At 57.7% G+C, this 24210-nt stretch carries 24 protein-coding genes, 2 tRNA genes and 3 rRNA genes; 17 read left to right on the top strand and 12 right to left on the bottom strand.

The genetic code is table 11. The features are described from left to right. Window positions 1-9 precede the first annotated feature (9 nt). From BST95_RS00920 to sdhD, 8 genes are all read left to right on the top strand, one after another. Window positions 10-1543, top strand: a 16S ribosomal RNA gene (locus BST95_RS00920). A 71-nt stretch (window positions 1544-1614) separates the two neighbouring features. Beyond that, window positions 1615-1690: transfer RNA gene (locus tag BST95_RS00915), tRNA-Ala, on the top strand. Between the two features lie 15 nt (window positions 1691-1705). After that, window positions 1706-1782 (top strand) — tRNA-Ile (locus tag BST95_RS00910). A gap of 360 nt (window positions 1783-2142) precedes the next feature. Continuing rightward, window positions 2143-5044: ribosomal RNA gene (locus tag BST95_RS00905) — 23S ribosomal RNA — on the top strand. 170 nt (window positions 5045-5214) lie between these two features. Further along, window positions 5215-5330: ribosomal RNA gene (gene rrf, locus BST95_RS00900) — 5S ribosomal RNA — on the top strand. Together the 16S, 23S and 5S rRNA genes with 2 tRNA genes alongside form the textbook arrangement of a ribosomal RNA operon. A gap of 387 nt (window positions 5331-5717) precedes the next feature. Next, window positions 5718-6185, top strand: a complete 468-nt coding sequence (dksA, locus tag BST95_RS00895; RefSeq protein WP_084197773.1) for an RNA polymerase-binding protein DksA — start codon at window positions 5718-5720, stop codon at window positions 6183-6185. A gap of 220 nt (window positions 6186-6405) precedes the next feature. Beyond that, the gene (gene sdhC, locus BST95_RS00890) at window positions 6406-6798 is read left to right on the top strand and encodes a succinate dehydrogenase, cytochrome b556 subunit (protein ID WP_084197772.1); all 393 of its coding nucleotides are present in this window, start codon (window positions 6406-6408) and stop codon (window positions 6796-6798) included. Beyond that, window positions 6789-7103, top strand: a complete 315-nt coding sequence (gene sdhD, locus BST95_RS00885; RefSeq protein ID WP_084197771.1) for a succinate dehydrogenase, hydrophobic membrane anchor protein — start codon at window positions 6789-6791, stop codon at window positions 7101-7103. Before sdhC ends, sdhD begins: the two co-directional genes overlap by 10 nt. 79 nt (window positions 7104-7182) lie before the next feature. Here sdhD and BST95_RS00880 read toward each other — a convergent pair whose 3' ends face one another. The 3 genes from BST95_RS00880 to BST95_RS20015 form a co-directional block, all read right to left on the bottom strand. Next, window positions 7183-7392 (bottom strand): hypothetical protein, encoded by a 210-nt coding sequence (locus tag BST95_RS00880; RefSeq protein ID WP_066052688.1) that lies wholly within the window; start codon window positions 7390-7392, stop codon window positions 7183-7185. 113 nt (window positions 7393-7505) lie between these two features. After that, window positions 7506-9752, bottom strand: a complete 2247-nt coding sequence (locus tag BST95_RS00875; protein ID WP_084197770.1) for a patatin-like phospholipase family protein — start codon at window positions 9750-9752, stop codon at window positions 7506-7508. A 103-nt stretch (window positions 9753-9855) separates the two neighbouring features. Then, window positions 9856-10188 (bottom strand): 2OG-Fe(II) oxygenase, encoded by a 333-nt coding sequence (locus BST95_RS20015; protein WP_205737307.1) that lies wholly within the window; start codon window positions 10186-10188, stop codon window positions 9856-9858. On the opposite strand from BST95_RS20015, the gene BST95_RS20010 reads away from it, so the two are divergent. After that, entirely contained in the window at window positions 10187-10639 is a 453-nt protein-coding gene (locus tag BST95_RS20010; protein WP_205737411.1) for a hypothetical protein, read from the top strand. The genes BST95_RS20015 and BST95_RS20010 overlap by 2 nt on opposite strands. Here the strand turns inward: BST95_RS20010 and BST95_RS21205 are convergent. Together BST95_RS21205 and BST95_RS00865 are read right to left on the bottom strand one after the other, a co-directional pair. Beyond that, on the bottom strand, window positions 10608-10910 hold the full coding sequence (locus BST95_RS21205) for a hypothetical protein (RefSeq protein WP_169843809.1): 303 nt from the start codon (window positions 10908-10910) through the stop codon (window positions 10608-10610). The two genes, BST95_RS20010 and BST95_RS21205, sit on opposite strands and share 32 nt — an antisense overlap. Beyond that, on the bottom strand, window positions 10870-11208 hold the full coding sequence (locus tag BST95_RS00865) for an SDR family NAD(P)-dependent oxidoreductase (RefSeq protein ID WP_084197769.1): 339 nt from the start codon (window positions 11206-11208) through the stop codon (window positions 10870-10872). Before BST95_RS00865 ends, BST95_RS21205 begins: the two co-directional genes overlap by 41 nt. 69 nt (window positions 11209-11277) lie before the next feature. Here BST95_RS00865 and BST95_RS00860 point away from each other — a divergent pair, with 69 nt between their 5' ends. Genes BST95_RS00860 through BST95_RS00850 form a run of 3 tightly spaced genes read left to right on the top strand, consistent with a single transcriptional unit; the run spans window position 11278 to window position 13318 of the window. Beyond that, window positions 11278-11649 carry a VOC family protein gene (locus BST95_RS00860; protein ID WP_084197768.1) on the top strand — a complete coding sequence of 124 codons (372 nt, stop codon included), beginning with the start codon at window positions 11278-11280 and terminating at the stop codon, window positions 11647-11649. A gap of 10 nt (window positions 11650-11659) precedes the next feature. Beyond that, complete coding sequence (locus BST95_RS00855; protein WP_084197767.1) at window positions 11660-12601, top strand: hypothetical protein; 942 nt, start codon at window positions 11660-11662, stop codon at window positions 12599-12601. Window positions 12602-12652: 51 nt separating this feature from the next. Further along, window positions 12653-13318: an LOG family protein gene (locus tag BST95_RS00850; protein ID WP_084197766.1), complete on the top strand. Its 666-nt coding sequence runs from the start codon at window positions 12653-12655 to the stop codon at window positions 13316-13318. Window positions 13319-13355: 37 nt separating this feature from the next. Here BST95_RS00850 and BST95_RS00845 read toward each other — a convergent pair whose 3' ends face one another. After that, the gene (locus tag BST95_RS00845; protein ID WP_180962057.1) at window positions 13356-15668 is read right to left on the bottom strand and encodes a Tex family protein; all 2313 of its coding nucleotides are present in this window, start codon (window positions 15666-15668) and stop codon (window positions 13356-13358) included. A 99-nt stretch (window positions 15669-15767) separates the two neighbouring features. After that, window positions 15768-16169 (bottom strand): CBS domain-containing protein, encoded by a 402-nt coding sequence (locus BST95_RS00840; RefSeq protein WP_066052706.1) that lies wholly within the window; start codon window positions 16167-16169, stop codon window positions 15768-15770. Between the two features lie 68 nt (window positions 16170-16237). On the opposite strand from BST95_RS00840, the gene BST95_RS00835 reads away from it, so the two are divergent. The 5 genes from BST95_RS00835 (at window position 16238) to BST95_RS00815 (ending at window position 19396) form a co-directional block, all read left to right on the top strand. Then, window positions 16238-16741, top strand: coding sequence for a SixA phosphatase family protein (locus BST95_RS00835; protein ID WP_066052709.1), 504 nt, complete (start codon window positions 16238-16240; stop codon window positions 16739-16741). Between the two features lie 60 nt (window positions 16742-16801). Further along, window positions 16802-17038 carry a hypothetical protein gene (locus BST95_RS00830; protein WP_066052710.1) on the top strand — a complete coding sequence of 79 codons (237 nt, stop codon included), beginning with the start codon at window positions 16802-16804 and terminating at the stop codon, window positions 17036-17038. Beyond that, window positions 17035-18339, top strand: a complete 1305-nt coding sequence (locus tag BST95_RS00825) for a dicarboxylate/amino acid:cation symporter (RefSeq protein WP_084197765.1) — start codon at window positions 17035-17037, stop codon at window positions 18337-18339. Before BST95_RS00830 ends, BST95_RS00825 begins: the two co-directional genes overlap by 4 nt. A gap of 72 nt (window positions 18340-18411) precedes the next feature. Next, entirely contained in the window at window positions 18412-19062 is a 651-nt protein-coding gene (locus tag BST95_RS00820) for an MBL fold metallo-hydrolase (RefSeq protein ID WP_084201009.1), read from the top strand. After that, a complete protein-coding gene (locus BST95_RS00815; protein ID WP_084197764.1) occupies window positions 19055-19396 on the top strand; it encodes a DUF2288 domain-containing protein in 342 nt (113 codons plus the stop codon). The genes BST95_RS00820 and BST95_RS00815 overlap by 8 nt, the downstream gene beginning before the upstream one ends. A 46-nt stretch (window positions 19397-19442) precedes the next feature. Here BST95_RS00815 and BST95_RS00810 read toward each other — a convergent pair whose 3' ends face one another. The 5 genes from BST95_RS00810 to BST95_RS00790 form a co-directional block, all read right to left on the bottom strand. Then, complete coding sequence (locus BST95_RS00810; protein ID WP_229801910.1) at window positions 19443-20864, bottom strand: M48 family metalloprotease; 1422 nt, start codon at window positions 20862-20864, stop codon at window positions 19443-19445. Continuing rightward, complete coding sequence (locus BST95_RS00805; RefSeq protein WP_229801909.1) at window positions 20818-21402, bottom strand: hypothetical protein; 585 nt, start codon at window positions 21400-21402, stop codon at window positions 20818-20820. Before BST95_RS00805 ends, BST95_RS00810 begins: the two co-directional genes overlap by 47 nt. 86 nt (window positions 21403-21488) lie before the next feature. After that, complete coding sequence (locus BST95_RS00800; RefSeq protein WP_229801905.1) at window positions 21489-22148, bottom strand: hypothetical protein; 660 nt, start codon at window positions 22146-22148, stop codon at window positions 21489-21491. After that, the gene (locus BST95_RS00795; protein WP_066052730.1) at window positions 22120-23118 is read right to left on the bottom strand and encodes a coiled-coil domain-containing protein; all 999 of its coding nucleotides are present in this window, start codon (window positions 23116-23118) and stop codon (window positions 22120-22122) included. Before BST95_RS00795 ends, BST95_RS00800 begins: the two co-directional genes overlap by 29 nt. Further along, complete coding sequence (locus BST95_RS00790; protein WP_084197761.1) at window positions 23118-24209, bottom strand: vWA domain-containing protein; 1092 nt, start codon at window positions 24207-24209, stop codon at window positions 23118-23120. The genes BST95_RS00795 and BST95_RS00790 overlap by 1 nt, the downstream gene beginning before the upstream one ends. Between the last annotated feature and the right edge of the window lies 1 nt (window position 24210).

Genomic DNA, 24210 nt, shown 5'->3' with positions numbered 1-24210 from the left:
AAAAGATTTAAACTGAAGAGTTTGATCATGGCTCAGATTGAACGCTGGCGGCAGGCCTAACACATGCAAGTCGAGCGAGAAAGCACTTCGGTGTGAGTACAGCGGCGGACGGGTGAGTAACGCGTAGGAATCTACCCAGTAGTGGGGGACAACAGTCGGAAACGGCTGCTAATACCGCATACGCCCTACGGGGGAAAGCGGGGGACCTTCGGGCCTCGTGCTATTGGATGAGCCTGCGTAAGATTAGCTAGTTGGTGAGGTAAAGGCTCACCAAGGCGACGATCTTTAGCTGGTCTGAGAGGATGATCAGCCACACTGGAACTGAGACACGGTCCAGACTCCTACGGGAGGCAGCAGTGGGGAATATTGCACAATGGGGGAAACCCTGATGCAGCCATGCCGCGTGTGTGAAGAAGGCCTTAGGGTTGTAAAGCACTTTCAATTGGGAGGAAAAGCTTGTCGTTAATAGCGGCAAGCCCTGACGTTACCTTTAGAAGAAGCACCGGCTAACTCCGTGCCAGCAGCCGCGGTAATACGGAGGGTGCGAGCGTTAATCGGAATTACTGGGCGTAAAGCGCGCGTAGGCGGTTGCCTCAGTCGGATGTGAAAGCCCCGGGCTTAACCTGGGAACTGCATCCGATACTGGGCGACTAGAGTACGAGAGAGGGGGGTAGAATTCCACGTGTAGCGGTGAAATGCGTAGATATGTGGAGGAATACCAGTGGCGAAGGCGGCCCCCTGGCTTGATACTGACGCTGAGGTGCGAAAGCGTGGGGAGCAAACAGGATTAGATACCCTGGTAGTCCACGCCGTAAACGATGTCTACTAGCCGTTGGGAAACTTGATTTCTTAGTGGCGCAGCTAACGCACTAAGTAGACCGCCTGGGGAGTACGGCCGCAAGGTTAAAACTCAAATGAATTGACGGGGGCCCGCACAAGCGGTGGAGCATGTGGTTTAATTCGATGCAACGCGAAGAACCTTACCAGGACTTGACATCCAGAGAACTTTCTAGAGATAGATTGGTGCCTTCGGGAACTCTGAGACAGGTGCTGCATGGCTGTCGTCAGCTCGTGTCGTGAGATGTTGGGTTAAGTCCCGTAACGAGCGCAACCCTTGTCCTTAGTTGCCAGCACGTAATGGTGGGAACTCTAGGGAGACTGCCGGTGACAAACCGGAGGAAGGTGGGGACGACGTCAAGTCATCATGGCCCTTACGTCCTGGGCTACACACGTGCTACAATGGAACGCACAGAGGGCTGCAACCTCGCGAGAGTGAGCGAATCCCACAAAACGTTTCGTAGTCCGGATTGGAGTCTGCAACTCGACTCCATGAAGTCGGAATCGCTAGTAATCGTGAATCAGAATGTCACGGTGAATACGTTCCCGGGCCTTGTACACACCGCCCGTCACACCATGGGAGTGGGTTGCTCCAGAAGTGGTTAGCCTAACCTTCGGGAGGGCGATCACCACGGAGTGATTCATGACTGGGGTGAAGTCGTAACAAGGTAGCCCTAGGGGAACCTGGGGCTGGATCACCTCCTTAAACGATAGTGGCACTATTTCTTCAAGTGCTCACACATTTGTCTTTGTCTTATTCGGTTGATGCGTAGTTATGGGGCTATAGCTCAGCTGGGAGAGCGCTTGATTTGCATTCAAGAGGTCTGCGGTTCGATCCCGCATAGCTCCACCAGTATTGGGAAACCATAGGCCTGTAGCTCAGTTGGTTAGAGCGCACCCCTGATAAGGGTGAGGTCGGCAGTTCAAATCTGCCCAGGCCTACCAATTCTGTCTTTCGCATCAATTGAAGTTAGAACAGAGCGCATGGTTGTGCGCTGTGTTCTGGTTTCAACAACCGGAAAGTTCTTTAACAAGGTAAATCAAGCTGAGTCTTTGGACTGACATATAGCACCAGATTGTATCGGTGGGATATGCGGTTCATAGATAAAATTGTTCTGATGGCGGGTTTCAATTCCCCGCCATCAACGAGTTGTAATACAACACTGTGACTTAAGCGTCACAACATCCGGCGGACATACATTTTGATCGATGTATGTCTACTAAGTATCCAACCTATGCTTAAGGGGGTTGGGTACAGTCTTCTTGATAAGGCCTTCGGGTCTAAACAGATAACTTCGGTTATATGGTCAAGTGACTAAGCGTATACGGTGGATGCCTTGGCAGTTGGAGGCGATGAAGGACGTAGGAGCCTGCGAAAAGCATCGGGGAGGTGGCAACCAACCTTTGATCCGGTGATGTCCGAATGGGGAAACCCACCTGGTATAAGCCAGGTATCTTGCACTGAATACATAGGTGTAAGAGGCGAACGAGGGGAACTGAAACATCTAAGTACCCTTAGGAACAGAAATCAATTGAGATTCCCCCAGTAGCGGCGAGCGACCGGGGATCAGCCTGCAAGTGATAGCTTGAATGTTAGTGGAACGCTCTGGAAAGTGCGGCGATAGAGGGTGATAGCCCCGTACACGAAAACATTCTTGTGGTACTAAGCTTGCGATAAGTAGGTCGGGACACGTGATATCTTGACTGAAGATGGGGGGACCATCCTCCAAGGCTAAATACTACCAACTGACCGATAGTGAACCAGTACCGTGAGGGAAAGGCGAAAAGAACCCCGGAGAGGGGAGTGAAATAGAACCTGAAACCGTGTACGTACAAGCAGTGGGAGCCCTTCGGGGTGACTGCGTACCTTTTGTATAATGGGTCAGCGACTTATTGTCTGTAGCAAGCTTAACCGTTTAGGGGAGGCGTAGGGAAACCGAGTCTTAATAGGGCGTTTAGTTGCAGGCAATAGACCCGAAACCGGGCGATCTATCCATGGGCAGGTTGAAGGTTAGGTAACACTGACTGGAGGACCGAACCCACTAACGTTGAAAAGTTAGGGGATGACTTGTGGATCGGAGTGAAAGGCTAATCAAGCCCGGAGATAGCTGGTTCTCCTCGAAATCTATTTAGGTAGAGCGTCGTGTCTTACCCTGGGGGGTAGAGCACTGTTTGGGCTAGGGGGTCATCCCGACTTACCAACCCCATGCAAACTCCGAATACCCAGGAGTACAATCACGGCAGACAGACGGCGGGTGCTAACGTCCGTCGTCGAGAGGGCAACAACCCAGACCGCCAGCTAAGGTCCCAAATACCAATTAAGTGGGAAACGATGTGGGAAGGCTTAGACAGCTAGGAGGTTGGCTTAGAAGCAGCCATCCTTTAAAGAAAGCGTAATAGCTCACTAGTCGAGTCGGCCTGCGCGGAAGATGTAACGGGGCTAAATTGGTAACCGAAGCTGCGGATGCATGCTTGCATGCATGGTAGAGGAGCGTTCTGTAAGCCGTTGAAGGTGAACCGGGAGGTTTGCTGGAGGTATCAGAAGTGCGAATGCTGACATGAGTAACGATAAGGGGGGTGAAAAACCTCCCCGCCGGAAGATCAAGGTTTCCTGCGCAACGCTAATCGGCGCAGGGTGAGTCGGCCCCTAAGGCGAGGCAGAAATGCGTAGTCGATGGGAAGCAGGTTAATATTCCTGCACTTCTTATTATTGCGATGGAGGGACGGAGAAGGCTAGGCCATCAGGGCGTTGGTTGTCCCTGTTTAAGGTTGTAGGCTGGTGACTTAGGTAAATCCGGGTTGCTAAGGCCGAGAGCTGATGACGAGCTCAAGGAGAAATCCGCGAGTGAAGTGGTTGATGCCATGCTTCCAAGAAAAGCTTCTAAGCTTCAGATAATGAGGAACCGTACTGTAAACCGACACAGGTGATCAGGTAGAGAATACCAAGGCGCTTGAGAGAACTCGGGTGAAGGAACTAGGCAAAATGGTACCGTAACTTCGGGAGAAGGTACGCCGGCTTTGGTGATGGGACTTGCTCCCTAAGCTGAGGCTGGTCGAAGTGACCAGGTGGCTGCGACTGTTTATTAAAAACATAGCACTCTGCAAACACGTAAGTGGACGTATAGGGTGTGACGCCTGCCCGGTGCCGGAAGGTTAATTGATGGGGTTATCTTCGGAGAAGCTCTTGATCGAAGCCCCGGTAAACGGCGGCCGTAACTATAACGGTCCTAAGGTAGCGAAATTCCTTGTCGGGTAAGTTCCGACCTGCACGAATGGCGTAACGATGGCCACACTGTCTCCACCCGAGACTCAGTGAAATTGAAATCGCTGTTAAGATGCAGTGTACCCGCGGCTAGACGGAAAGACCCCGTGAACCTTTACTACAGCTTCACACTGGACTTTGACCTTACTTGTGTAGGATAGCTGGGAGGCTTTGAAGCGGTGGCGCCAGCCATCGTGGAGCCAACCTTGAAATACCAGCCTGGTAATGTTGAGGTTCTAACTTAGGTCCGTAATCCGGATCGAGGACAGTGTGTGGTGGGTAGTTTGACTGGGGCGGTCTCCTCCCAAAGTGTAACGGAGGAGCACGAAGGTGCGCTAATCATGGTCGGAAATCATGAGGTTAGTGTAAAGGCACAAGCGCGCTTGACTGTGAGTCTGACAAGACGAACAGGTACGAAAGTAGGTCTTAGTGATCCGGCGGTTCTGTATGGAAGGGCCGTCGCTCAACGGATAAAAGGTACTCCGGGGATAACAGGCTGATACCGCCCAAGAGTTCACATCGACGGCGGTGTTTGGCACCTCGATGTCGGCTCATCACATCCTGGGGCTGAAGCCGGTCCCAAGGGTATGGCTGTTCGCCATTTAAAGTGGTACGCGAGCTGGGTTTAGAACGTCGTGAGACAGTTCGGTCCCTATCTGCCGTGGGCGTTGGAGAATTGAGGGAAGCTGCTCCTAGTACGAGAGGACCGGAGTGGACGAACCTCTGGTGTTCGGGTTGTGTCGCCAGACGCATTGCCCGGTAGCTATGTTCGGACAGGATAACCGCTGAAAGCATCTAAGCGGGAAGCCCCTCCCAAGATAAGTTCTCCCTGGGAATTTAATTCCCCTGAAGGGCCCTTGAAGACTACAAGGTTGATAGGCTGGGTGTGGAAGCGTTGTGAGGCGTTGAGCTAACCAGTACTAATTGCCCGTGAGGCTTGACCATATAATCCAAGTTATTTGCTCACCGCCAGGTGAGACAAAAGAAGACAGTTGGATGTTGTGACAAGTCCAGTGTTGAGAAACACGAAGAACAGACAGTTTGATTTACCACCCTATTTGTTGAGACGAGGCAGCGCAAAGTGCGCGTGAGACCAACGACAGCAAGCCAGTTTGCCTGGCGACAATAGAGCAATGGAACCACCTGACCCCATCCCGAACTCAGAAGTGAAACGTTGCATCGCCGATGGTAGTGTGGGGCTTCCCCATGTGAGAGTAGGTCATCGCCAGGCTTCTAAAAAAGAAAACCCCAGTAGTGCTTTGTGCTACTGGGGTTTTGTTTTTTAGGATGGGTTGATTCTCTGCCCCGTTAAGCAACCCGCAGGGTTGCCATGTGACGCAGCCTGTTCACCAGCCGTGAACGGCGAAGGGGTGCCGCAGGCATCGCGAAGCGATTGCGAGCACCGCTCGCAACCCAATGTAGGTCATCGCCAGTGGCGGAGGCGCCCCCCGTTCTAACCCAAAATCCCGCCAATCGAATCGAATGTTCCCATTCACGTGTGTCGGTTGTCCATTCAAGCTCGCATTTAATGATACAATGTATCATTAAATGCGAGGCGGCAAGCTTTAGATGTTGGCCGGCGTTACGAATCTCAAACACCCGAGCGAAGAGGATTGACATGGCTGAGAAGTCCCAGGGATCTCGCAAAAGCACTACCAATGGAACCGACATGCTTGTGTATGGAGTTACGCCCTACAAACCTAAGCGCAAAGAAGAATATATGAGCGACGCACAGCTCGCCCACTTCCGGACCATTCTTGAGAATTGGAAACAGGAACTCATGCAAGAGGTGGATCGCACAATTCACCACCTGCGTCATGAAGCCGGAAACTTACCGGATGCCAACGACAGGGCCAGCCTCGAAGCAGACTTTGGGTTGGAGTTGAAGGCTCGTGATCGCGAACGAAAATTGGTTCGTAAAATTGACATGGCGCTCGAGCGTATCGCCCAGGGCACCTATGGTTTTTGCGAAAAAACAGGTGAAGAGATTGGACTTGGCAGGCTGGAAGCGCGGCCTATAGCAACGATGTCTGTTGAGGCTCAGGAACGTTATGAGACAACCGAGCGTCATTACGGTAGTCGCTAACTCCCCCCGATTAAAGGTGGAATTCGACGAATTTGTCCGCTGGTTTCGAACCTCCTGACGAATTATTGACACAGGGCGGGCAAAAAGTGGTCCGGTGGTACTTTTTTTGACCAGCCGCACTCAAAATCGAGATGCGCAAAGCCCCACTTCCCGCTATGATATGCCCCCCTCGAGTACTGGGACATCCACACATACAGTATGACGACACAAGGTATTCATCATGACTGATTCTCGCCCTGTTGACCGCCCGGTCAATCTTGATCTGGCGACTATGAAATTCCCCATTACGGCCACTGCGTCGATCCTGCACCGGGTCAGCGCCGTCGTCATCTGGGTGGGTTTCGCATTTGCGCTCTACCTGCTCTGGACCATCCAGGCTTCACCCGAAGGCTATGCATCCGTGGCCGCCATGTTTGCAGACAGTTTCCTCGCCAAGTTTTTTGCCTGGGGTTTCCTGACAGCACTGGGCTACTACTGCATGGGTGGCTTGAAGCACATCATCCAGGAAATGGGCTATTTCGAAGAATTTGAAAGCGGCCAGAAAATCTCCTGGCTGGCGATTGGCCTCGGCATCGTACTGAGCGTGGTAATGGGAGTCGTGATATGGGCGTAAATGAGTGGATTTTCCAGCGCGTCAGCAACCTGCTGATTATCGCATTCGGTCTGTGGCTGATTGCCACTGTTATTAGCAGCGGCGGTTTCACCCAGGAAGCGCTTGCTGGCCTGCTTGGCTCCACAGTATTCCGCGTGTGGGCCATGGTGACGCTGTTGTTTGCTGGTCTGAATTCCGTGCTGGCAGGTTGGCAGATTGCCGGTGATTACGCTGAGAAGTTTGGCATTAACCACGGCCTGATGGTGTGGGGTACTGCCATTGTCAGCGCAGCTTACGTCGTGATTGGAGCGATGCTGCTGTTTTAACTAGATTGGGTGCACGGCTGTGCACCCAGCTTTCATGCTCGGCCGCGCCGGTTCTGTGCGCGGCCAGTCAACATTCTTGTTACAAATCCCACTTTACCAGCGTGAGCGTATCGGCAGGTACATTCATGACGCTGGCAATGTGCTCGCGCGCTTCATCTTCAGAGCCAAAGTGACGTTCCTGATCGTACAGGCCCTTGTACATGTTACCGTTCTCATCTTCAAAACGAGCCAGCTGAAATTTGTCGCCGCGCTCGCCGCGGCCGCGGATGGGATAATACTTAACCTGCATGTGGATACTCCGTGTCGTTGAGTCGTGCCCCAGGGCAAGACAACTGCTTTTCGAGGCTGCGAATTATACAGCGAAATCTTGCCGGGCGTGAGTCATGTCACAACAGGGGTAAATCACCGACCGAGCCGATGCATATTGGTCAGGAACGGCCAGCCCAGTGACACATACAGGGCATCGAGACTGTCTTCAGTCCGACCATAGGCCAGGTAGATCGGCCCGATCGGTGAGTCCAGGGCCACATAAACGCTGCCCGCGTTCTGGAAGTCACCACTGCTTACCTCCGAGCGTTCTGACCAGAGTTGTCCGCCCTCGATCGATGCGCCGACGTAAGCGGGCATATCAAAGGGCAGTACCGAACGCTCAGACAGACGATACTGGTACTGTGCCATGGCAAAGGCCATCTGCCGCCCCGAGAAGTAGTTCTGGGTGAGACCGGAGAGGTTGAACAGGCCGCCCAACTGGAAGTAATTATTGGGCTGATTGGGCGCATCCAGTGATTGGCCGGTTTTGCCCGTCAGAATCATGGTGTGTCTGCGGTGGGTGAAGGCCGCCTGGCCCAGTGCCTCCCAGCGCTCATAGTTTGCGTCCGAGCCGAGGTCCTTACTGTATGCCTGGTAGTCGGCGTACAGGAACTGCCCCTGGGTGGGGAAGAACACGTTGTCCATGTTGTCGTAGCGGATGCTGGCAATCACTCCGCCTTCATCGAACGATCCCTCGGGCAACTGGCCGGACACTTCCTTGTCGGAAGCGTTATCGCCCCGGTTGCGGAAAACCCCCAGCCGTCCCTGAATGCTGTCGAACAGGTTGACGCCAGTATCGAGCTGGGCGCTAAGGCGCCGCACGCGCCAGGTGCCAACGACTTCATTAGGATCGTATTCCGGCCCGAGTGTCGTGGCATCGTGGTCCCGGTAGTTTATCTCAGGGACCACAAAAAAACGCGACATGACATCCAGCGGTTGGTAGAACTGGGCGCCGAACAAGATCGTGTCACCCACCTGACCGCGGGCGTAAAGCTCTCCGCCCAGGTCGGTGAGGCCGGTCCAGCGGTAGCTGGTGCCGAGGTTTATTTCGCTGCCACCCTCGAGGTCGCTCGCCAGGTTCATACCGAGCTTGAGCTGGTCGTCACCCCAGGATTTGGCACGGGCATCAATGGCCAGTACATCCCCTTCCGGCTCCCGCATCACCTCGTAGTCGATAATCTCCCAGTGGCCCAGTGCATAGATTTCTTCGATATCCTCACCCAGCTGGTCTCGGTCCAGTGCTGCGTCGGTTTGCTGATGCAGGCGTGCGCGTATCAGGTCGTCGCTGACATTGCTGTTGTTCTCGATGTCGATCCTGGCAACCATCGGTTCTGTTGCAGAGGGAATGGTTCGATGTGCCAGGTAGTCTGCCCAGGCAGCATCGGACACAGCCAAGGGTAGGAGTTGGTTGCGCATGGCCATGGCAGCGTCGTAGCCGCGCTGAAAAATCACCTCGGTTTCTTCGAAGTCGAGCATGCCGATGCCGGTGAGGTCCGGCTTGATCAGGATATCGTTGTCACCAAGGGTCGACAGCTGTTCCAGCGAGTTCTTGCGCGTGAGGAAATTCAGCATCTGGTCGGTCACGCCGAGTATGCTGGTAATCTCTTCGCGGGTGCGTAGCGGCGTGCCAATGTCGACCACGATAAGCCGTTCGCCGCCTATCTGGCGGCCTACTTCCACCGGGATATTCATAGCGAGGCCACCGTCCACCAGCAGTCGCCCATCGTGTTCGACCGGCGCCAGCAGTGCCGGCAAGGACATACTGGCACGCATGGCGGTGACCATATTGCCTTTGGAGAAGATGTAGGCGTCACCGCTCTCGATGTCGGTAGCCACCGCGCGGTAGGGAATAGCGAGTTCGTCGAAATCGCGAATATGTTCTGCCCGGATCACCAGATCCTTGATGATTTGCCGGACCTGTTGGCCCTGCACAATGCCCAGGGGGATGGAAAACTGGCCGTCTTTAAACGCTACCGAGAGGGAAGTAGGGTAGTCGTAGTCGTCGCTCTTACGGCGCTGCGGCAGGTTATTGCGATCGACCGAATCCTGGAAGGCCTCGCCCCAGGCCATGTTGTCGACCACCAGCTTGAGCTCTTCCGGCGTCATGCCAATGGCGTATAGCCCGCCCACCAATGCGCCCATGCTGGTGCCCGCGATGGCGTTCACCGGTATCTGCATCTCCTCGAGAGCGGCAATAACACCGGCATGGGCAATGCCCCGTGCGCCGCCGCCGGCCAATACCAGTGCATTGGTGGTGGTTGCATCATCCTGGCTAGCGATGGCGGTGCTGGCAGTGCTGGCACAGAGTATCAGCGCGGCTATCCTGATCAAGGATTTCATAGATAAGTACCTGATGGTCTTCAGGTTAATTATCTCCGGCGAGTCAAAGTTTTAGCAACTAGCAGGATTCACACTCGCATCAGGGCGGGGCCGCGGGTGAGGCTCAGGGTTCGGCGTACTGGCGCAGCAGGTTGGTATAGGTTTTAGAGCTCAGATCAAACTCGCGACACTTGCCGTTGCGCTTGAAGATGCCATTGCGCACCTGGCTGAGGTCGTACAGCATTTCGCGGACGCCCGCGTCGCGTACCAGGCTGTGAATCCAGCCCACCACCACAATCCGCTCGCCGCGGGTCACCGGCATAACCCGATGCAGCGTGGTTGAAGGGTAGGCAATAATGGAGCGCGGCTTGAGTTTGAAGCGGAAGTCGCCGCTGCCAGATTCAAAGCACAACTCGCCGCCATCGTAGTCGTTGGGATCGGTTAGAAACAGGGTCATGGAGCCACTGTACATCGCGCCCCATCAGTGCGTTGTCGACGTGAAAACCGTACTCCATGCCCGGCTCGTAGCGGCTGACCAATACCGAGTGCAATTGCTTCGGCTGGGTGCCGGCGCGAAATTCTTCCTGTCTGCGCAGTGCATTCAGAACGATTTCATTGACGGTCTTGATGGCGCCGGTGCCGCTTTTGATCTGAGTGTTGTTTTTGACTTCCCTAGCAGCCCAGCCAGCGGTGGCCTTGCCGTCAACAAATTCAGCCTGGGAAACGGCCTGCATAATTTGAGCGTGTTCCGCTTCGTTGATGACGTCGTCGAAGGTCAGGATCATAGGCAGTTCCGTGGTGGGCTGTTAACGAGGGCCAATCTAGCGGGAATGTTCCGACTCGACAACCCGCGGCGTAATCGCATCGACATCAATGTCAGCACGCTGGCCTGTCAGCAGGCGCTTTAGAACATGGGGTAGCAGGCGCCGATGACAACACTCCGGTTTCAGGGGAGCGTCTTGCAGTGCGAACTTTTACCAGCGAGGCTGCCGGTTTGCTCGCCGGGTCACCCAGTAGCGGCATCACCGTGCGCAATCCTTTCAGTTGCGCCTGTTCCTTGCCAGCCAGCACCAGCGGTGTTGCGGTGAGGCCGGTCAGGGTCAGCCCGGGATTAAGCGTTGCCAGCTCGATCCCGTGTTCACTTTCCTCTTTGGCTAGAGACAGGGTAAGAGTCCGCACCCAGGATTTGCTTGCGCTGTAAAGCAGCGTCTTTCACCGGCCCGTTCTCGCCGCGGCCAGTGAGATTGATAATGCGCCCCTCGCGCTTGGCGAGTGACTCAACCATGTCCGGGTCGGTGACATCGAAGACCAGTCCGCATAAGCGATCGCTATCGCCACCCATTTCACTGAGAGTGGCTTCCAGGGCCGCGGAATTTTCGGAACATATCACCAGCCTTGCGCCTGCGCCGGCCTGGGCCAGTGCGGTTGCTTTGCCCAGACCACTGGTCGCTCCGGTGATTACCACTCGTTTTGTCATGCACGGTCTGAATTATGGTTATACTCGCTGCAGCATAGCAGCATCACTTACCTTAAGGAGAATCTCATCATGATTGGTTACGTAACCATTGGCGTTAACGACATGGACAAGGCCAAGGCCTTTTACACCGAACTGCTGGCTGATCTTGGTGCCACTGTGTTGATGGACATTGGCCGGATTGCGTTTATCGGTTCAGGTATGGATGCACCCATGCTGTCGGTGTGTATTCCCTACGACGAGAATGATCCGCAGCCGGGCAATGGCAACATGGTGGCGATTACTGCGCCCAGCAAGGAGAAGGCCGACGAGCTCTACCACAAGGCGATCGCCCTGGGTGGTAGCTGTGAGGGTGAGCCCGGGCAGCGTATCCCCGACATGTTTTACGGCGCCTATGTGCGCGACCCCGACGGCAACAAGCTGGTCTTCTACGTCTTTGGCTAAGGCGTAAACCGTGGTTGGCCCAGGTCGTTTCGCGGCGCGGTTCGCCAATGGCCTGGTATTGGTAATGATCCTGGCCGGCTCCTCCCCTGGCGTTGCCCAGGACGAGCCCGCCGACAACACGGCGTCCCGCTATCAGCGCACGGTGAGTGCCCTGGTCACCGGTGAGGAAACCGAGCGGCGTCGCTTCGCCACCATTGCCCTGCTGGAACTGGCGGAGATCTACCTGGCCGAGGCGGATCTCGCCCGGGGCGAAGCCCGTGAATCCGACCGGGCAGGGCGCTTGCTGGGATGGTCGCGGGCAGTGGAGCAGTACGCCGGCCAGCTGATGCTAGTGCGCGATGATATCGAGCTGGGATTGCCGGTAGAACTGCGCAGCCACGCGCACGAGGTACCGGCTGTGTCGGTAGCGGGGCGGACCATTCTGCTGGCGCATCCACGTAAGGATCAGCAGCCCGGTTATGAACAAGCTGTCCTCACCCGCTTCTGTACCGGCACCCGGTGTAACGAACTCACTCGCACGCTGGTCGCTGAAGCGCCCATTCCGATGTCGGCAGCCAGTGTCAGCCCGCGCTGGGAGTTCAGCGCCGCTGGCCCGGTGTGCAGCCATGCGGGCCTGTCGCTGACGTTCCGGGCGGGTGGTCAGCTCGGTTTGCAGCGCAGTTTATGTGAGCAGTTGATGCAGGAGGCTGAAGAGCTGGCGACGGAACTGGCCTGGCAGCAGCGCCATAGCGTCGCAGTAGACTGGGACGCACTGGAGATTTTGCCCACGCCACAGCGGCCTGAGCATCTGATCTTATTAAACAGTGCCGGCGATTCCCTGCTGCTGACCTTGCCGCTGGTCTATGGCACTCCGGCATTGCTGGGGCAGCTCGCTCCCTGGTTGCAGCAGCGCCACCGGCGTGAGGGTGCTTCGCCTCTGCATCTACATGCCGCCGAACTCGGTTGGGAATGATTTCGGGCCGGGCGTGTCCAATAGTGAAAGAGCTTATCTCAGGAGAGTGCTATGACTGACAAAGTGTTACCCCCGGGTGTCGGCCTGAGCCCCGAGGAGCAGGCGCGTATCGCGCGGATTGAGGATGAATTGCGCGACGGCATCTCCAGCCTCTCGGATATTGGCGCGGCGGTAAGTATATTTGGCAGCGCCCGTTCCAAACCTGAAGACTGGGAATACCAGGCCGCCCGCGAACTGGCCCGCCAGCTTGCCGCCGAGGGCATTACCGTGATTACCGGCGGTGGCCCCGGCGTTATGGAGGCAGGCAATCTCGGCGCCTACGGTGAGCCCGGGCAGTCAGTGGGCCTCAACATCGAGTTGCCGCATGAGCAGCTGGCGAATCCATATCTGGATATCGACATCGATTTTCGCTACTTCTTCACCCGCAAATTCATGCTCATTCGCTACGCCATCGGGTTCGCGATTTTCCCGGGCGGCTTTGGCACCGTCGACGAACTGTTTGAGTTACTCACCCTTGTTCAAACAGGCAAGTTGGAACAGCGTCCGATTGTGTTGGTGGGGCGCGATTACTGGGCGGGGCTGCACGATTGGGTGGTCAACAAGGTTCAGGCCAATCACTTTATCAGTGACGACGACCTGAACATTGTCGACTTGGTAGACACGCCAGATGAGGCGGCGCAAATCCTGCTCGGCTATTACCGTGAACGCTGCGCTTAGGTACCGCGAACACTGCGCCTAGGCAGCGGCCGGCGGTTTACTTGCGCTGCTTGGCGTTGGCAAACGCGGCGGCAAAGGCGTTATTGGCCGCTGGCTTTTCCTGGCGCTGCTTGAAGTTGCGCTGACCACCGCGCTTGTCGCGGCGCTGGCCGCCGCCGCGCTGCTCCTGTTCGCCGGCCTTGTCGCCCATGCGCATGGACAGGCCGATGCGCTTGCGCGCCTCGTCCACTTCCATGACTTTGACACGCACAATATCACCGGCCTTGACGACGTCCCGCGGGTCTTTGACAAACTTGTCCGCCAGCGCGGAGATGTGCACCAGACCATCCTGGTGGACACCGATATCCACAAAGGCGCCAAAGTTGGTCACGTTGGTCACCGTGCCTTCCAGGATCATGTCCGGGCGCAAGTCGGAGATTTTCTCCACCCCGTCCTGGAACTCGGCCATTTTGAATTCCGGGCGCGGGTCGCGGCCGGGCTTATCCAGTTCGGCAATAATGTCGCGCACCGTGGGGAGGCCGACCTGGTCACTGGTGTAATCTGCCGGGTTTAGACCCTTGAGGAAGCTGCTGTCGCCGATGATGCCGCGCACTTCACGTTGCTTCTGGGCGGCGATATCCTCCACGACACCGTAGGATTCCGGGTGTACCGCCGAGGCGTCCAGCGGGTTGTCACCACCGCTGACGCGCAAAAAGCCCGCGGCCTGCTCAAAGGTTTTCTCGCCAAAGCGCGACACATCCATCAGCGCCTTGCGGTTGGCAAATTTGCCCTGAGCGTCGCGCAGGCTGACGATATTGGTGGCAATACTCTGGTTGAGCCCGGAGACCCGTGCCAGCAGGGGGACCGACGCGGTATTCACGTCCACGCCCACGGCGTTTACACAGTCTTCCACTACGGCATCCAGCTGGCGTGCCAGTTGCACCTGGCTGACATCGTGCTGGTACTGGCCGACACCGATCGACTTGGGCTCGATCTTCACTAGCTCTGCCAGCGGGTCCTGGAGGCGGCGGGCAATGGAAATGGCGCCGCGAATGGTCACATCCAGATCCGGGAATTCGCGCGCAGCGAATTCTGATGCGGAGTAGATAGAGGCGCCGGCCTCGTTCACCATGACTTTGCGCACGTTGAGATCCGGGTTGGCCTTGAACAGGTCGCCGACAAACTTGTCGGTTTCACGGCTGGCGGTGCCGTTGCCGATGGCGATCAGTTCCACATTGTGCTGGCGAATCATATGCAACAGGGTAGCTTCCGCCTCCTGCAGTTTTTTCTGCGGCGGATTGGGGAAGATGGCCCCGTGGTCCAGCACTTTGCCGGTGGCATCGATGACCGCGACTTTGACGCCGGTACGCAGGCCGGGGTCCAGGCCAATGGTGGCTTTTTGTCCAGCGGGCGCGGCCAGCAGCAGGTCTTTGAGGTTGTGGGCGAACACCTCGATCGCCTCTGCCTCAGCGCGCTCACGCAATTGCCCCAGCAGGTCGGTCTGCAGGTGCGTGAGCAACTTGACCCGCCAGGTCCAGCGCACGGCTTCGCGCAGCCAGCGGTCGGCGGGGCGGCCGTGATCTTCGATCTTCCAGTGGTCGGCCACCATGGCTTCACAGGGGTGTGCGTCGGTGGGTTTCTCGTCGGCATCCATTACCAGGTTGAGGTTGAGAATGCTCTCGTTGCGGCCGCGGAACATGGCCAGCGCCCGGTGTGAGGGCACCTTGGCGAGTGCTTCGGTATGCTCAAAGTAATCGCGGAACTTGGCGCCTTCGTTCTCTTTGCCTTCCATCAGGCGCGACGCCAGCAGGGCATTGTCGGTGAGGAACTGGCGCAGTTTGGCCAGCAGGTCAGCGTCTTCGGCAAAACGCTCCATGAGGATCTGGCGAGCGCCGTCCAGCGCAGCCTTGTTATCCTCGATACCCGCTTCCTTGTTGTAGTAGGCCGGGGCGAGTGCTTCCGGGTCCTGGGTGGGGTCGTCCAGCAGTGCGTCCGCCAGCGGTTCCAGGCCCGCCTCGCGAGCGATCTGGGCCTTGGTGCGGCGCTTGGGTTTGTAGGGCAGGTACAGGTCTTCGAGGCGGTTCTTGGTGTCTGCCTCGAGCAGAGATTTCTTCAGTTCAGGGGTTAGCTTGCCCTGTTCATCGATGGAGGCGAGGATGGTTTCCCGACGCTCTTCCATGTCCCGCAGATAGTGCAGGCGCTCTTCCAGGTTGCGCATCTGGGTGTCGTCCAGGGCGCCGGTGACTTCTTTACGGTAGCGGGCGATAAACGGGACAGTGGCGCCCTCGTCGAGCAGGCCGATGGCGGCGTTAACCTGTGCTTCACGCACGCTCAGTTCTTCAGCAATACGCTGGGGAATCGATTGAATCATTGGATATTGTTCTTGCTGTTACCGGTGGAGAATACTGCGTAGAGCTGCATTATGCGGCACAGCCGCTCACATGAGAATAGGGTATTTCGTTAAAAGCCCTTAGCGTTGGAACTGGGCAATGGCCTTGAGTAACTGGCGGCAGGTGACCTGGCCAATCAGGCGGCCGTTTTCCACGACCGGGCGGCGGCGTTTGGTTTTGGCGAGCATATCCTGGGCGACATCGATAATGTCTTCTTCCGGGTGTGCCACGATCAGGCCGCTGTCGGCCATGTGATCCCGCACCAGGCCGATGCCGCTGTCGTTATAAAGCGAGCCCAGTGAGGCATTGAGGCAGTCGAGCTCCGAGAGAATACCCACCAGATTGTGTTGGTCGTCCACCACGCAGACGCCGGAGATCTTGTTATTGATGATGATTTGCATGGCATCCAGCACGCTGTCACCGGGTTTGACCGTGGCCGGGTTGGGGATGAGGTAGTCGCGGAGCTTCACCGAATGGGCCATTGTTGGTTCCTCGCGTAGACAGCTAACCAAGTATAGACTCTATTTCGTGGCCTCTGCCGGGAATGCCCATGAAAACACTTCACCTGTTGCGCCATGCCAAATCCTCCTGGAGCGAGCCCGGGCTTGCGGATCCAGAGCGCGGCCTGAATAAACGCGGTCGGCGCGACGCGCCCCGTATGGGTGCCGCATTGGCCAGGGATCTGGCTCCATTGGTGATGAGGGTCAGCCCGGCCCGGCGTGCCCAGCTGACCCGCGAGGGGCTTTGTCAGGGCTGGCCGGCACTGGCGGACTTGCCGCATATCACCGACGAAGCCCTGTACACCTTCTCTGTAGACGTCCTGTATCGCTGGCTACAGCGGCTGGATGACAGCCTCGTTGAAGTGTTTGTGATCGGCCACAATCCGGCGCTGACAGAACTGGTGAATGAGCTCACCGGGCGCCATGCACTCGATAACTTGCCAACCGCCGGTTATGCCCGCCTGTCACTGGGCCTTGAGCGCTGGTCTGAACTGCGCCCGGGCTGCGGTGAGTTGGCACTTACCCTGTTGCCACGTACCCTCCAAGACGGCTGACACAATTGCCAGCCAGTGTTAGGCTTGCGCACAAATAACGCCTTTACTGGAGCTTCCCCCATGCGCACCGCCCTGGGTATTTTGCTGTTGCTGTCACTCGCTGGCTGCCAGAGTTCGCAGCCCACGCCTTCACAGGCCAACCAATGTAGTGGTGAGCGCCCCCAGGTCTGTACCATGGAGTACAACCCCGTGTGCGCTGATCTGGCGGCCGGTGGTCAGAAAACCTATGCCTCCCCCTGTAACGCCTGTGCCGACGATGCCGTGACGGGTTACGAGCTTGGGGAGTGTCCCGAATGAGTCTCACCAATCGCATCCTGATTGCTATGGTGGCGGGTATCGTCACCGGCTCAGTGATTAATCTGATTATGCATAGCGCCGGTATCGGCGACGGCATTAAGCAGATTATCGACGGCTATCTGGTGGGCGGTCTGTTTGACGTAATTGGTCGCATCTTCGTTGCATCGCTGAAGCTGCTGGTGGTGCCGTTGGTGCTGGTGTCCTTGATCTGTGGTTCATCGTCACTGGGTGACAGTGCGCGTATGGGGCCGATTGCGGTCAAAACACTGGGCTTTTACCTGGCAACCACCGCCATTGCGATTACCCTTGCCCTGGTTTTCGCGGCCCTGATCAGCCCCGGCTCCGGCGTCGAAATGGCTGGCGCTGCCGCCTTCGAGCCGCGCCCAGCGCCGCCGCTGGGCGATGTGCTGGTCGATATCTTCCCTTCCAACCCCGTGCGTGCCATGGCTGACGGCAAGATGCTGCAGATCATTGTGTTTGCACTGTTGTTTGGCTATGCCATTTCCCACGCGGGCGAGCCCGGCCGGCGCATGGCCAGCTTCTTCCGCGACATGGATGCCATCATCATGAAGATGGTGGAAATTCTCATGACCCTCGCGCCTTACGGCGTGTTTGCGCTGTTGTCCAAGCTCTTTTCCAACCTCGGTATTAGCGCGATCCTCGATCTGGCCACCTACGTGTTTACGGTCATCGGTGTGCTGCTGTTGCATGCCCTGGGGGTGTATACCTTGCTGCTCAAGAGCATGACCGGTCTGTCGCCGCGCATGCTGCTGAAGAAAATGCGCCCCATCTGGGCCTTTGCATTCAGTACAGCTTCTTCAGGTGCCACCTTGCCGATTACCCTGCGCACGGTAGAAAAACGCCTTGGCGTACACAACTCCGTGGCCGGCTTTACCGTGCCGCTGGGTGCCACGATCAACATGGATGGCACGGCGATCATGCAGGGTGTGGCCACGGTGTTTATCGCCCAGGTTTACGGTGTCGACTTGTCCATGGGTGATTTCATCACCGTTATCCTGACCGCGACCTTGGCCTCTATCGGTACCGCGGCCGTGCCGGGCGTGGGCTTGATTACTCTCGCTCTGGTGTTGGAGCAGGCAGGTTTGCCGGTCGAAGGCATTGCCCTGATCATTGGTGTCGACCGTTTGCTTGATATGGTGCGCACTGCGGTCAATGTGACCGGCGATGCGACGATTTCGGTGATTGTCGGCAAGTCCGAAAATCAGTTCGAACAGGGCGTTTACGACGACCCGAAAGCCGATCAGGAAGCCGACGACGCGGCGGTACCCGCCCGGGCCTGAGAGCCTTTGAATGCCACAGCCCGGGACCGGGCTGTGGTATCCTTGCCGCCCGATCAACAGCAGGGCCTATCCATGTCCATTCAGTGCACCATTGTGCCGGTGACGCCGTACCAGCAGAACTGTTCCATCATCAAGTGCCAGTCCACGAACAAGGCGGCTATTGTCGACCCGGGCGGTGACGTCGAGCGCATTCTTGAAGCGGTCGAAAAAATGGGTGCTACCGTCGAAAAGATTATTCTCACACATGCGCACATGGACCACTGCGCTGCCGGCGATGTGCTGCGCCAGCAACTGGGTGTAAAGATTGAAGGCCCTCATGTCGAGGACAATTTCTGGCTCGAGAAGCTTCCGGAGTGGTGCAAGATGGCGGGCTTTCCCCACGCGGATGCCTTTGAGCCGGACCGCTGGCTGGACGACGGCGACACTGTCACCGTGGGTGAGCAGACACTGCAGGTGTTTCACTGCCCTGGCCATACGCCTGGTCATGTGGTGTTTCTGTATCGGCCCCAGCAGGTCGCCTGGGTTGGTGATGTGTTGTTCCAGGGGTCGATTGGACGCACTGATTTCCCGCGCGGCAACCATGAAGAACTGGTGAGCTCGATTCGCGACAAGCTGTTCCCCCTCGGCGATGACATTACGTTTATCCCTGGCCATGGTCCCACCAGCACCTTCGGCCAGGAGCGACGCACCAATCCCTTTGTGGCGGATGAGAAATATGGCTGATAACCCCCAGACGCCTGCGGACGATGCCCTGTCGGAAGACCGCGAGACCTTGCTGCGCCGTGAATACCACGGCCAGACCGCCCGCATCCAATGGCATGAATTGCAGACCTACTATGCCCGCGGCGCTGTCGTTCGGGTGAGCAGCGAACTCGATCTCGTGGAGGTGGCCGTGCAGTTGGGCCTGGATAACACCGAGCAGTTCCAGCAGTGGATTACCAGTGGCGCAGTGGCCGCGGTGAAGGAATCGGAGGCGCTGGCCTGGTACGAGGCCAATCAGGAACTGTGGGCGGTGGTAGCTGCACCCTGGGTGCTAGTGCAACAGCGCGAGCAATAGCAATAAAAGCCAGGCCTGTGCCTGGCGTCATGAATACTCGGGTTCTTCAGCGAACGACTTTGAACCAATCCCCTGTGCGCGGCTCGCCGCGTGGGTAGAGACCATTGATCAGGCGCAGCTGCGCCTCGGCCTGGGGAATGTTCATGTCTGCGGCAATGCTCGCCACCGTTGCGCCCCGCGGTACCCGGATATAGCGCAGATACTGGCCTGCGCCGGCGGCCCGCTCCTTGGGATGCGTGGGGCGGAAGCTCTTGATACTGGCCAGCAGGGCCGGGTCGGCGGCGGCGAAATCGTCCGCTTGGCCCTCAAGCAGATAGCTATACTTGTAATCGATCACCGCCAGTCGGCGGGCACTGCCGGCGCCGCTGGCGATGGCGGTATAGCCCTTGAGGCCTGCCTGTTCCAGGGCTTCGCCGGCGCTGAGGTCGCCCTTGGCATTGTCTTCCAGAACCTGTTGCGGCGAGGCGTTGGCATCGCGACGGCGCAGGGAAATCGTCAGTGACGCACTGCGATCCGGGGCGCTGGCCACCACCGCCTGTCCTGTGGTCTGCACCGTCCACCCCTCGGGCGGTTCGAAGGTGAATTCGAGCTTGTTGTGGTAGAAGCGGTTGTCGTCGCGCTCGCTCTGGACGCTTTCACCCCACACCAGGCCTTCGGTGCGCTGCTTGAACTCACCGGGAATTTCCGGGCTCTCGATATAGGTGCCGTCATCCAGTTCTGAGGCTGCGCCAATGACCGTTTGCAGGCGTTTGTCATTGCGCGGGTGGGTGGCATACACCCCGTGGTAGGTGCCACCGGGTCTGCCGCTGGCCCGGGCGGCGGTGCGCTGAAACTGTTCGTGGTCCTTGAGTACGCCAATGACCTGCAGCAACGCCTGCGGGTCGTAGCCGGCGCGATACATATACTCTGCACCCAGGCCGTCGGCCTCCAGCTCCATTTCCCGACCAAAGCCGCTGATCAGCTCGGCGCCGTACATGCTCGAAGCGTCCGCAAGATCGCCGCTGCCGGTAAAGATATACGCCGCGGTGGAGATGATTTTGCTGGTGACATCAGCGGTTTTGCGTCGGCCGTGATGATTGCCGGTGATGTGGCCGATTTCGTGGCCGATGACCCCTGCCAGCTCGTCCTCATTTTCGAGGTAGGGCAGCAGGCCGCGGCTGATATAGATATACCCACCCTGGGCGGCAAAGGCGTTGATCACATCGGTGTCCAGCACGCTGAAGGTGAACTTGCCATCCGGCTCGTCGCTGTGGGCAACCAGGCGCTGGCCTATGCGATCGATATAGGCCTGCAGCTCGGGGTCGTCATAGAGTTGCCCGGCGTCGACGATCTTCTGGTGCGCCTCGTCGTATTTGCTGGCGGCCTGGGCGGTGAGCGCGAGGGTCAGCAGGAGTGTGCAACAGGCCAGAAAACGCATCGCCTCAGTACTCGCTGGAGAGGAATTCCAGTAACTGGTCGCCAATGCCATCACAGGCGGTGCCCTGCACCGGCGCGATAATCGGTATGGGCACCACCACGGCGGGCATGTAGGACTGGCCGCTGGCGGTGGTATTAACCCGTCCCACTTCCGCCTGGTCGGTAAAGTCCCAGATCACCGCCTCGTAGTTGGAGTCGTCGCTCCAGGTGCCAAAGCCAAAGCAGCCCGCACCGCCGGGGCCGATGCCGCAGGTCATGGAACCCGCTGAATCGCCGCGCTCGGTGCGCCCGTCGATCCAGATCATATACTCGGTTTTCAGTTCTGCCATGCGCTCGGCAACCGGCTCCTGCTCCAGCAGCCGGTTGATGTCCTGGGGATGCAATGGCGCCGTGCGCGGCTCAAACCAGGGGTAGAGCGAATTGACGAAATCCAGCTCGCCTACCACTGTAATGCTCGGGTCGCGGCTGGAAATATGTTTGCCAACGCAGCGAATAAAATCCGGCTCGGTTTCGTAGTCTGCCGCGTGGCGGCGACCGAGAATGACCACAGTGGAATCGCCGATGCCTTCCACTGGCTCGTTGAACACCATTTCGTCCACCGTAGAGGTGACACAGCCACTGGTGGCAATGCCGATCAGGCCGATGGCAGCGCTGCGCCAGAGCTGTTTAACAACACTCACAACCCGGTCTCCAGCGGTTCGACATGCAGTTCATCGAGGAAAGTTTTCACCTCCGGTACCCGTGCAAAGTTGGTGGCAAAATTGGCCCCGGCATCCCGCAGGGCCATGACCGCCGCCAGGTTTACCGCCGCCGCGTCACTCTGCAGGAAGGCAGTGGGCGTCTTGCCGTAAGCGGTCATGGTCCAGTCGGTAATCGGGTCACCACCGGTTGTCACCAGACGGAAGCGATAGCGCATCCAGATCTCGTAGACCTTGACGTTGGTGTGGGCGGGAATGGCGTACTGCAGTTCGTCGACCTCGGGTATCAGTACGGCATCGACCAGCTGATTCATCTGCCCCGGGCCGGGCTCGCCTTTCATGTGCACGGTTTCAACGAACATGCCCGCCAGCAGGGTGTCCCACATCTGCACCTGGGCGGCGCCGGTTTGCACAAGCCAGTCTGAATCGGAGCGACTCTTGGCCTGGTCGAAGAACTCGTGGCCGCTGAAATCCTCGGGATACCAGATACCGAGTTTCATGGGCAGCGGCGCCATTAGCGGCGGGGGAAAGTTGCCTTCAACAATGACTTTGGCCGGGCCACAGCCAGCCAGCAGCAGACCGAACACGGCCGCCAGTAACCAGCGCAGGTCAGGGGCGGAAATCGTTGAGCGCGACAAAGGTTCCTCCATTGCGATAAGCCAGTTCCCTCATGAGTGTAGCGAAGCGTATGCCTGTCGTCTGCAAATGTGGTGCCCGGATAAATTGTACGGGAAATCCAACGCCGTGGATTCGCACCAGGCGGTTGCCGTTGGCGTCCTCACGATTAATGCGATCGACTGTCTCCACCACCTCGGCAATCGACTGGCCGGTGAATTCGTCGCCGAACACGTACAGGCTGATCTTCTTGCCGGGATCATAGAACGTGCGGATCGCCGCAGTAATGCCCTCGACCGGGCTGGAATTGCTAAACACATTCCAGTTGCGCAAGTTCTGCATAATGACCTGGCGGCGCCCCGGTGTGTCTGGAATCCACTGGCCCCGATAGCGGCTGAACATGTACTGGCCCATGTCGTTCATCACCTGAATGCCCTTTACCTCCGGGTAAATACTCAAGGTAGCCTCCACCTCGCGCACCATGCGTTCCCAGGCAAACGAGAACATCGAGCCGGAGGTGTCGATAATGAAAATAATGTATTCGCTGTCGACCGGGATGCCGCCGATCAGGTTGTTCTTGGATTGGTATTGTCGGCCCAGCAAGCGCTCCATTTCATCGCTGAGTTGCTGGCGCGCCACCGCCAACTGGTCGGTAATGATTTCGTTGCTGCTGGTTTCGGTTTGCAGGCTGTCGTAGCGCGAGCGGGTGGCGGCGAGCTTGCCGCGCAAAATGGCGATGCGTTCGTCCCGTTCCGAGAGTTGTTCCTGCTTGGCGTTGAGATCGCGATTGAGGATAACGGTCTCACCGCGAATTTCGTGGACCTGCTCCTGTAACTCGGCCAGCTTGCCCTCAAGATTGACGGTGGACGCCTCGATGATCTGTGGCTGCACGGTTTTGGTAATCATCAGCAGCAGAATCACCGCGCCGAATCCACAGCAGATCACGTCGAGGAACGACAGCGAGAACTCTTCGGTGGCTCTGCGGCGGGCCATCAGGGCCAGTCCTTGGAAGGGCTCAGGAAAGAGCCGCGGGTATTCTGGGCGAGCTGCCAGAAGGCCGATGCGGCGGCCGGGTCACCTTCCATGGGCGCGAGAATCACGTTCACGGGCACGCCGGCCGGCAGCTGTTGAATGGCTCGCTGGTAGTGGCCCAGCCGGTCGCGGCCGCTGACCTTGCTGCCTCGCGGTGCGGCGCGGCCCTGGGTGGGCAGGCCATCGGTAATCAGGAAAATGTTGTCCGGCGCCGGAGACAGTTTCTGCAGCGCCAGAAACGCGTTCTCCAGGCTGGTGCCACCAGCGGGGGTAATCTTGGTCAGGCGTTCGGAAATATCTTCCAAACGGGCCTGGTCGGCTACCTCCAGCCACTGGCCGGCGGTATCCGGCACCGCCCAACTGGGCTCGGTATTAAACGTGATGATCTGGTAGTCGGCTTTCACTGGTAGCTGCGCCGTCAGCCAGTTCACGGTGTTTACCGCGCGTGTCCACTTGTCTGCCTCGCGCTGCAGCCCCGGGTCCATATTGCGCAGGCGGATGATGTTTACCAGTCGATCAGCGAGCATACTGGCGGACGTGTCCAGCAAAATAGCGATATTGCGGCCGCCGAGGTTGAGCCCGGTCAGGTACTGGCGGTTGCCTTCGCCCAGATAGGAGCGGGCACTGCGACCCCCGTCTTGCTCGGCCGCCGACTGCAGCTTCTTTAGCTCTGACTCCAGCGCCAGAATCTCGGCTTTGAGGGACTCAATATCTTCATCGTCGTCAAAACCCTCGGCGCGCAGCGATTCAATCAGCGCCTCGTACTCCTCGATCTCCTCGATAATCCGGGTCGCCAGTCCCTGGGCTTCCACCATTTGCAGGTCGATATCCGAAAGCGTGTTGCGCAGGCGTACCAACCCCTCCTGGCCCTCGGTGACCTCTTCTTCCAGGAAGTTCACCTCTGAGAGTAGGTCCTGGTTCAGCTCGTCCGATTGCACCTCGATTGAGTGATCGATAATCAGGAACACCAGCACCACCGCGCCGAAGCCACAGGACATGATGTCCAGAAAACTCAGGTTGAAGGTGTTGAACTGACGCTTGCGCCTGGCCACG

This window comes from Halioglobus japonicus (assembly GCF_001983995.1).
In the GTDB taxonomy this organism is placed as follows: domain Bacteria; phylum Pseudomonadota; class Gammaproteobacteria; order Pseudomonadales; family Halieaceae; genus Halioglobus; species Halioglobus japonicus.
Note: the sequence above shows the minus strand (reverse complement) of the source record. Positions and strands in the feature narration are given on the sequence as shown.

What these genes read in the sequence shown, in the direction of transcription:
- BST95_RS00860 (WP_084197768.1), top strand. Translation starts at nt 11,278, where the DNA reads ATGATTGGTTACGTAACCATTGGCGTTAACGACATGGACAAGGCCAAG.
- BST95_RS00875 (WP_084197770.1), bottom strand. Translation starts at nt 9,752, where the DNA reads ATGAAATCCTTGATCAGGATAGCCGCGCTGATACTCTGTGCCAGCACT.
- BST95_RS00845 (WP_180962057.1), bottom strand. Translation starts at nt 15,668, where the DNA reads ATGATTCAATCGATTCCCCAGCGTATTGCTGAAGAACTGAGCGTGCGT.
- BST95_RS00865 (WP_084197769.1), bottom strand. Translation starts at nt 11,208, where the DNA reads ATGACAAAACGAGTGGTAATCACCGGAGCGACCAGTGGTCTGGGCAAA.
- BST95_RS00850 (WP_084197766.1), top strand. Translation starts at nt 12,653, where the DNA reads ATGACTGACAAAGTGTTACCCCCGGGTGTCGGCCTGAGCCCCGAGGAG.
- BST95_RS00835 (WP_066052709.1), top strand. Translation starts at nt 16,238, where the DNA reads ATGAAAACACTTCACCTGTTGCGCCATGCCAAATCCTCCTGGAGCGAG.
- BST95_RS00805 (WP_229801909.1), bottom strand. Translation starts at nt 21,402, where the DNA reads ATGGTGTTCAACGAGCCAGTGGAAGGCATCGGCGATTCCACTGTGGTC.
- BST95_RS00810 (WP_229801910.1), bottom strand. Translation starts at nt 20,864, where the DNA reads ATGGCATTGGCGACCAGTTACTGGAATTCCTCTCCAGCGAGTACTGAG.
- BST95_RS00820 (WP_084201009.1), top strand. Translation starts at nt 18,412, where the DNA reads ATGTCCATTCAGTGCACCATTGTGCCGGTGACGCCGTACCAGCAGAAC.
- BST95_RS00840 (WP_066052706.1), bottom strand. Translation starts at nt 16,169, where the DNA reads ATGGCCCATTCGGTGAAGCTCCGCGACTACCTCATCCCCAACCCGGCC.
- BST95_RS00825 (WP_084197765.1), top strand. Translation starts at nt 17,035, where the DNA reads ATGAGTCTCACCAATCGCATCCTGATTGCTATGGTGGCGGGTATCGTC.
- sdhD (WP_084197771.1), top strand. Translation starts at nt 6,789, where the DNA reads ATGGGCGTAAATGAGTGGATTTTCCAGCGCGTCAGCAACCTGCTGATT.
- BST95_RS20015 (WP_205737307.1), bottom strand. Translation starts at nt 10,188, where the DNA reads ATGACCCTGTTTCTAACCGATCCCAACGACTACGATGGCGGCGAGTTG.
- BST95_RS00795 (WP_066052730.1), bottom strand. Translation starts at nt 23,118, where the DNA reads ATGGCCCGCCGCAGAGCCACCGAAGAGTTCTCGCTGTCGTTCCTCGAC.
- BST95_RS20010 (WP_205737411.1), top strand. Translation starts at nt 10,187, where the DNA reads ATGGAGCCACTGTACATCGCGCCCCATCAGTGCGTTGTCGACGTGAAA.
- BST95_RS00880 (WP_066052688.1), bottom strand. Translation starts at nt 7,392, where the DNA reads ATGCAGGTTAAGTATTATCCCATCCGCGGCCGCGGCGAGCGCGGCGAC.
- dksA (WP_084197773.1), top strand. Translation starts at nt 5,718, where the DNA reads ATGGCTGAGAAGTCCCAGGGATCTCGCAAAAGCACTACCAATGGAACC.
- sdhC (WP_084197772.1), top strand. Translation starts at nt 6,406, where the DNA reads ATGACTGATTCTCGCCCTGTTGACCGCCCGGTCAATCTTGATCTGGCG.
- BST95_RS00830 (WP_066052710.1), top strand. Translation starts at nt 16,802, where the DNA reads ATGCGCACCGCCCTGGGTATTTTGCTGTTGCTGTCACTCGCTGGCTGC.
- BST95_RS00815 (WP_084197764.1), top strand. Translation starts at nt 19,055, where the DNA reads ATGGCTGATAACCCCCAGACGCCTGCGGACGATGCCCTGTCGGAAGAC.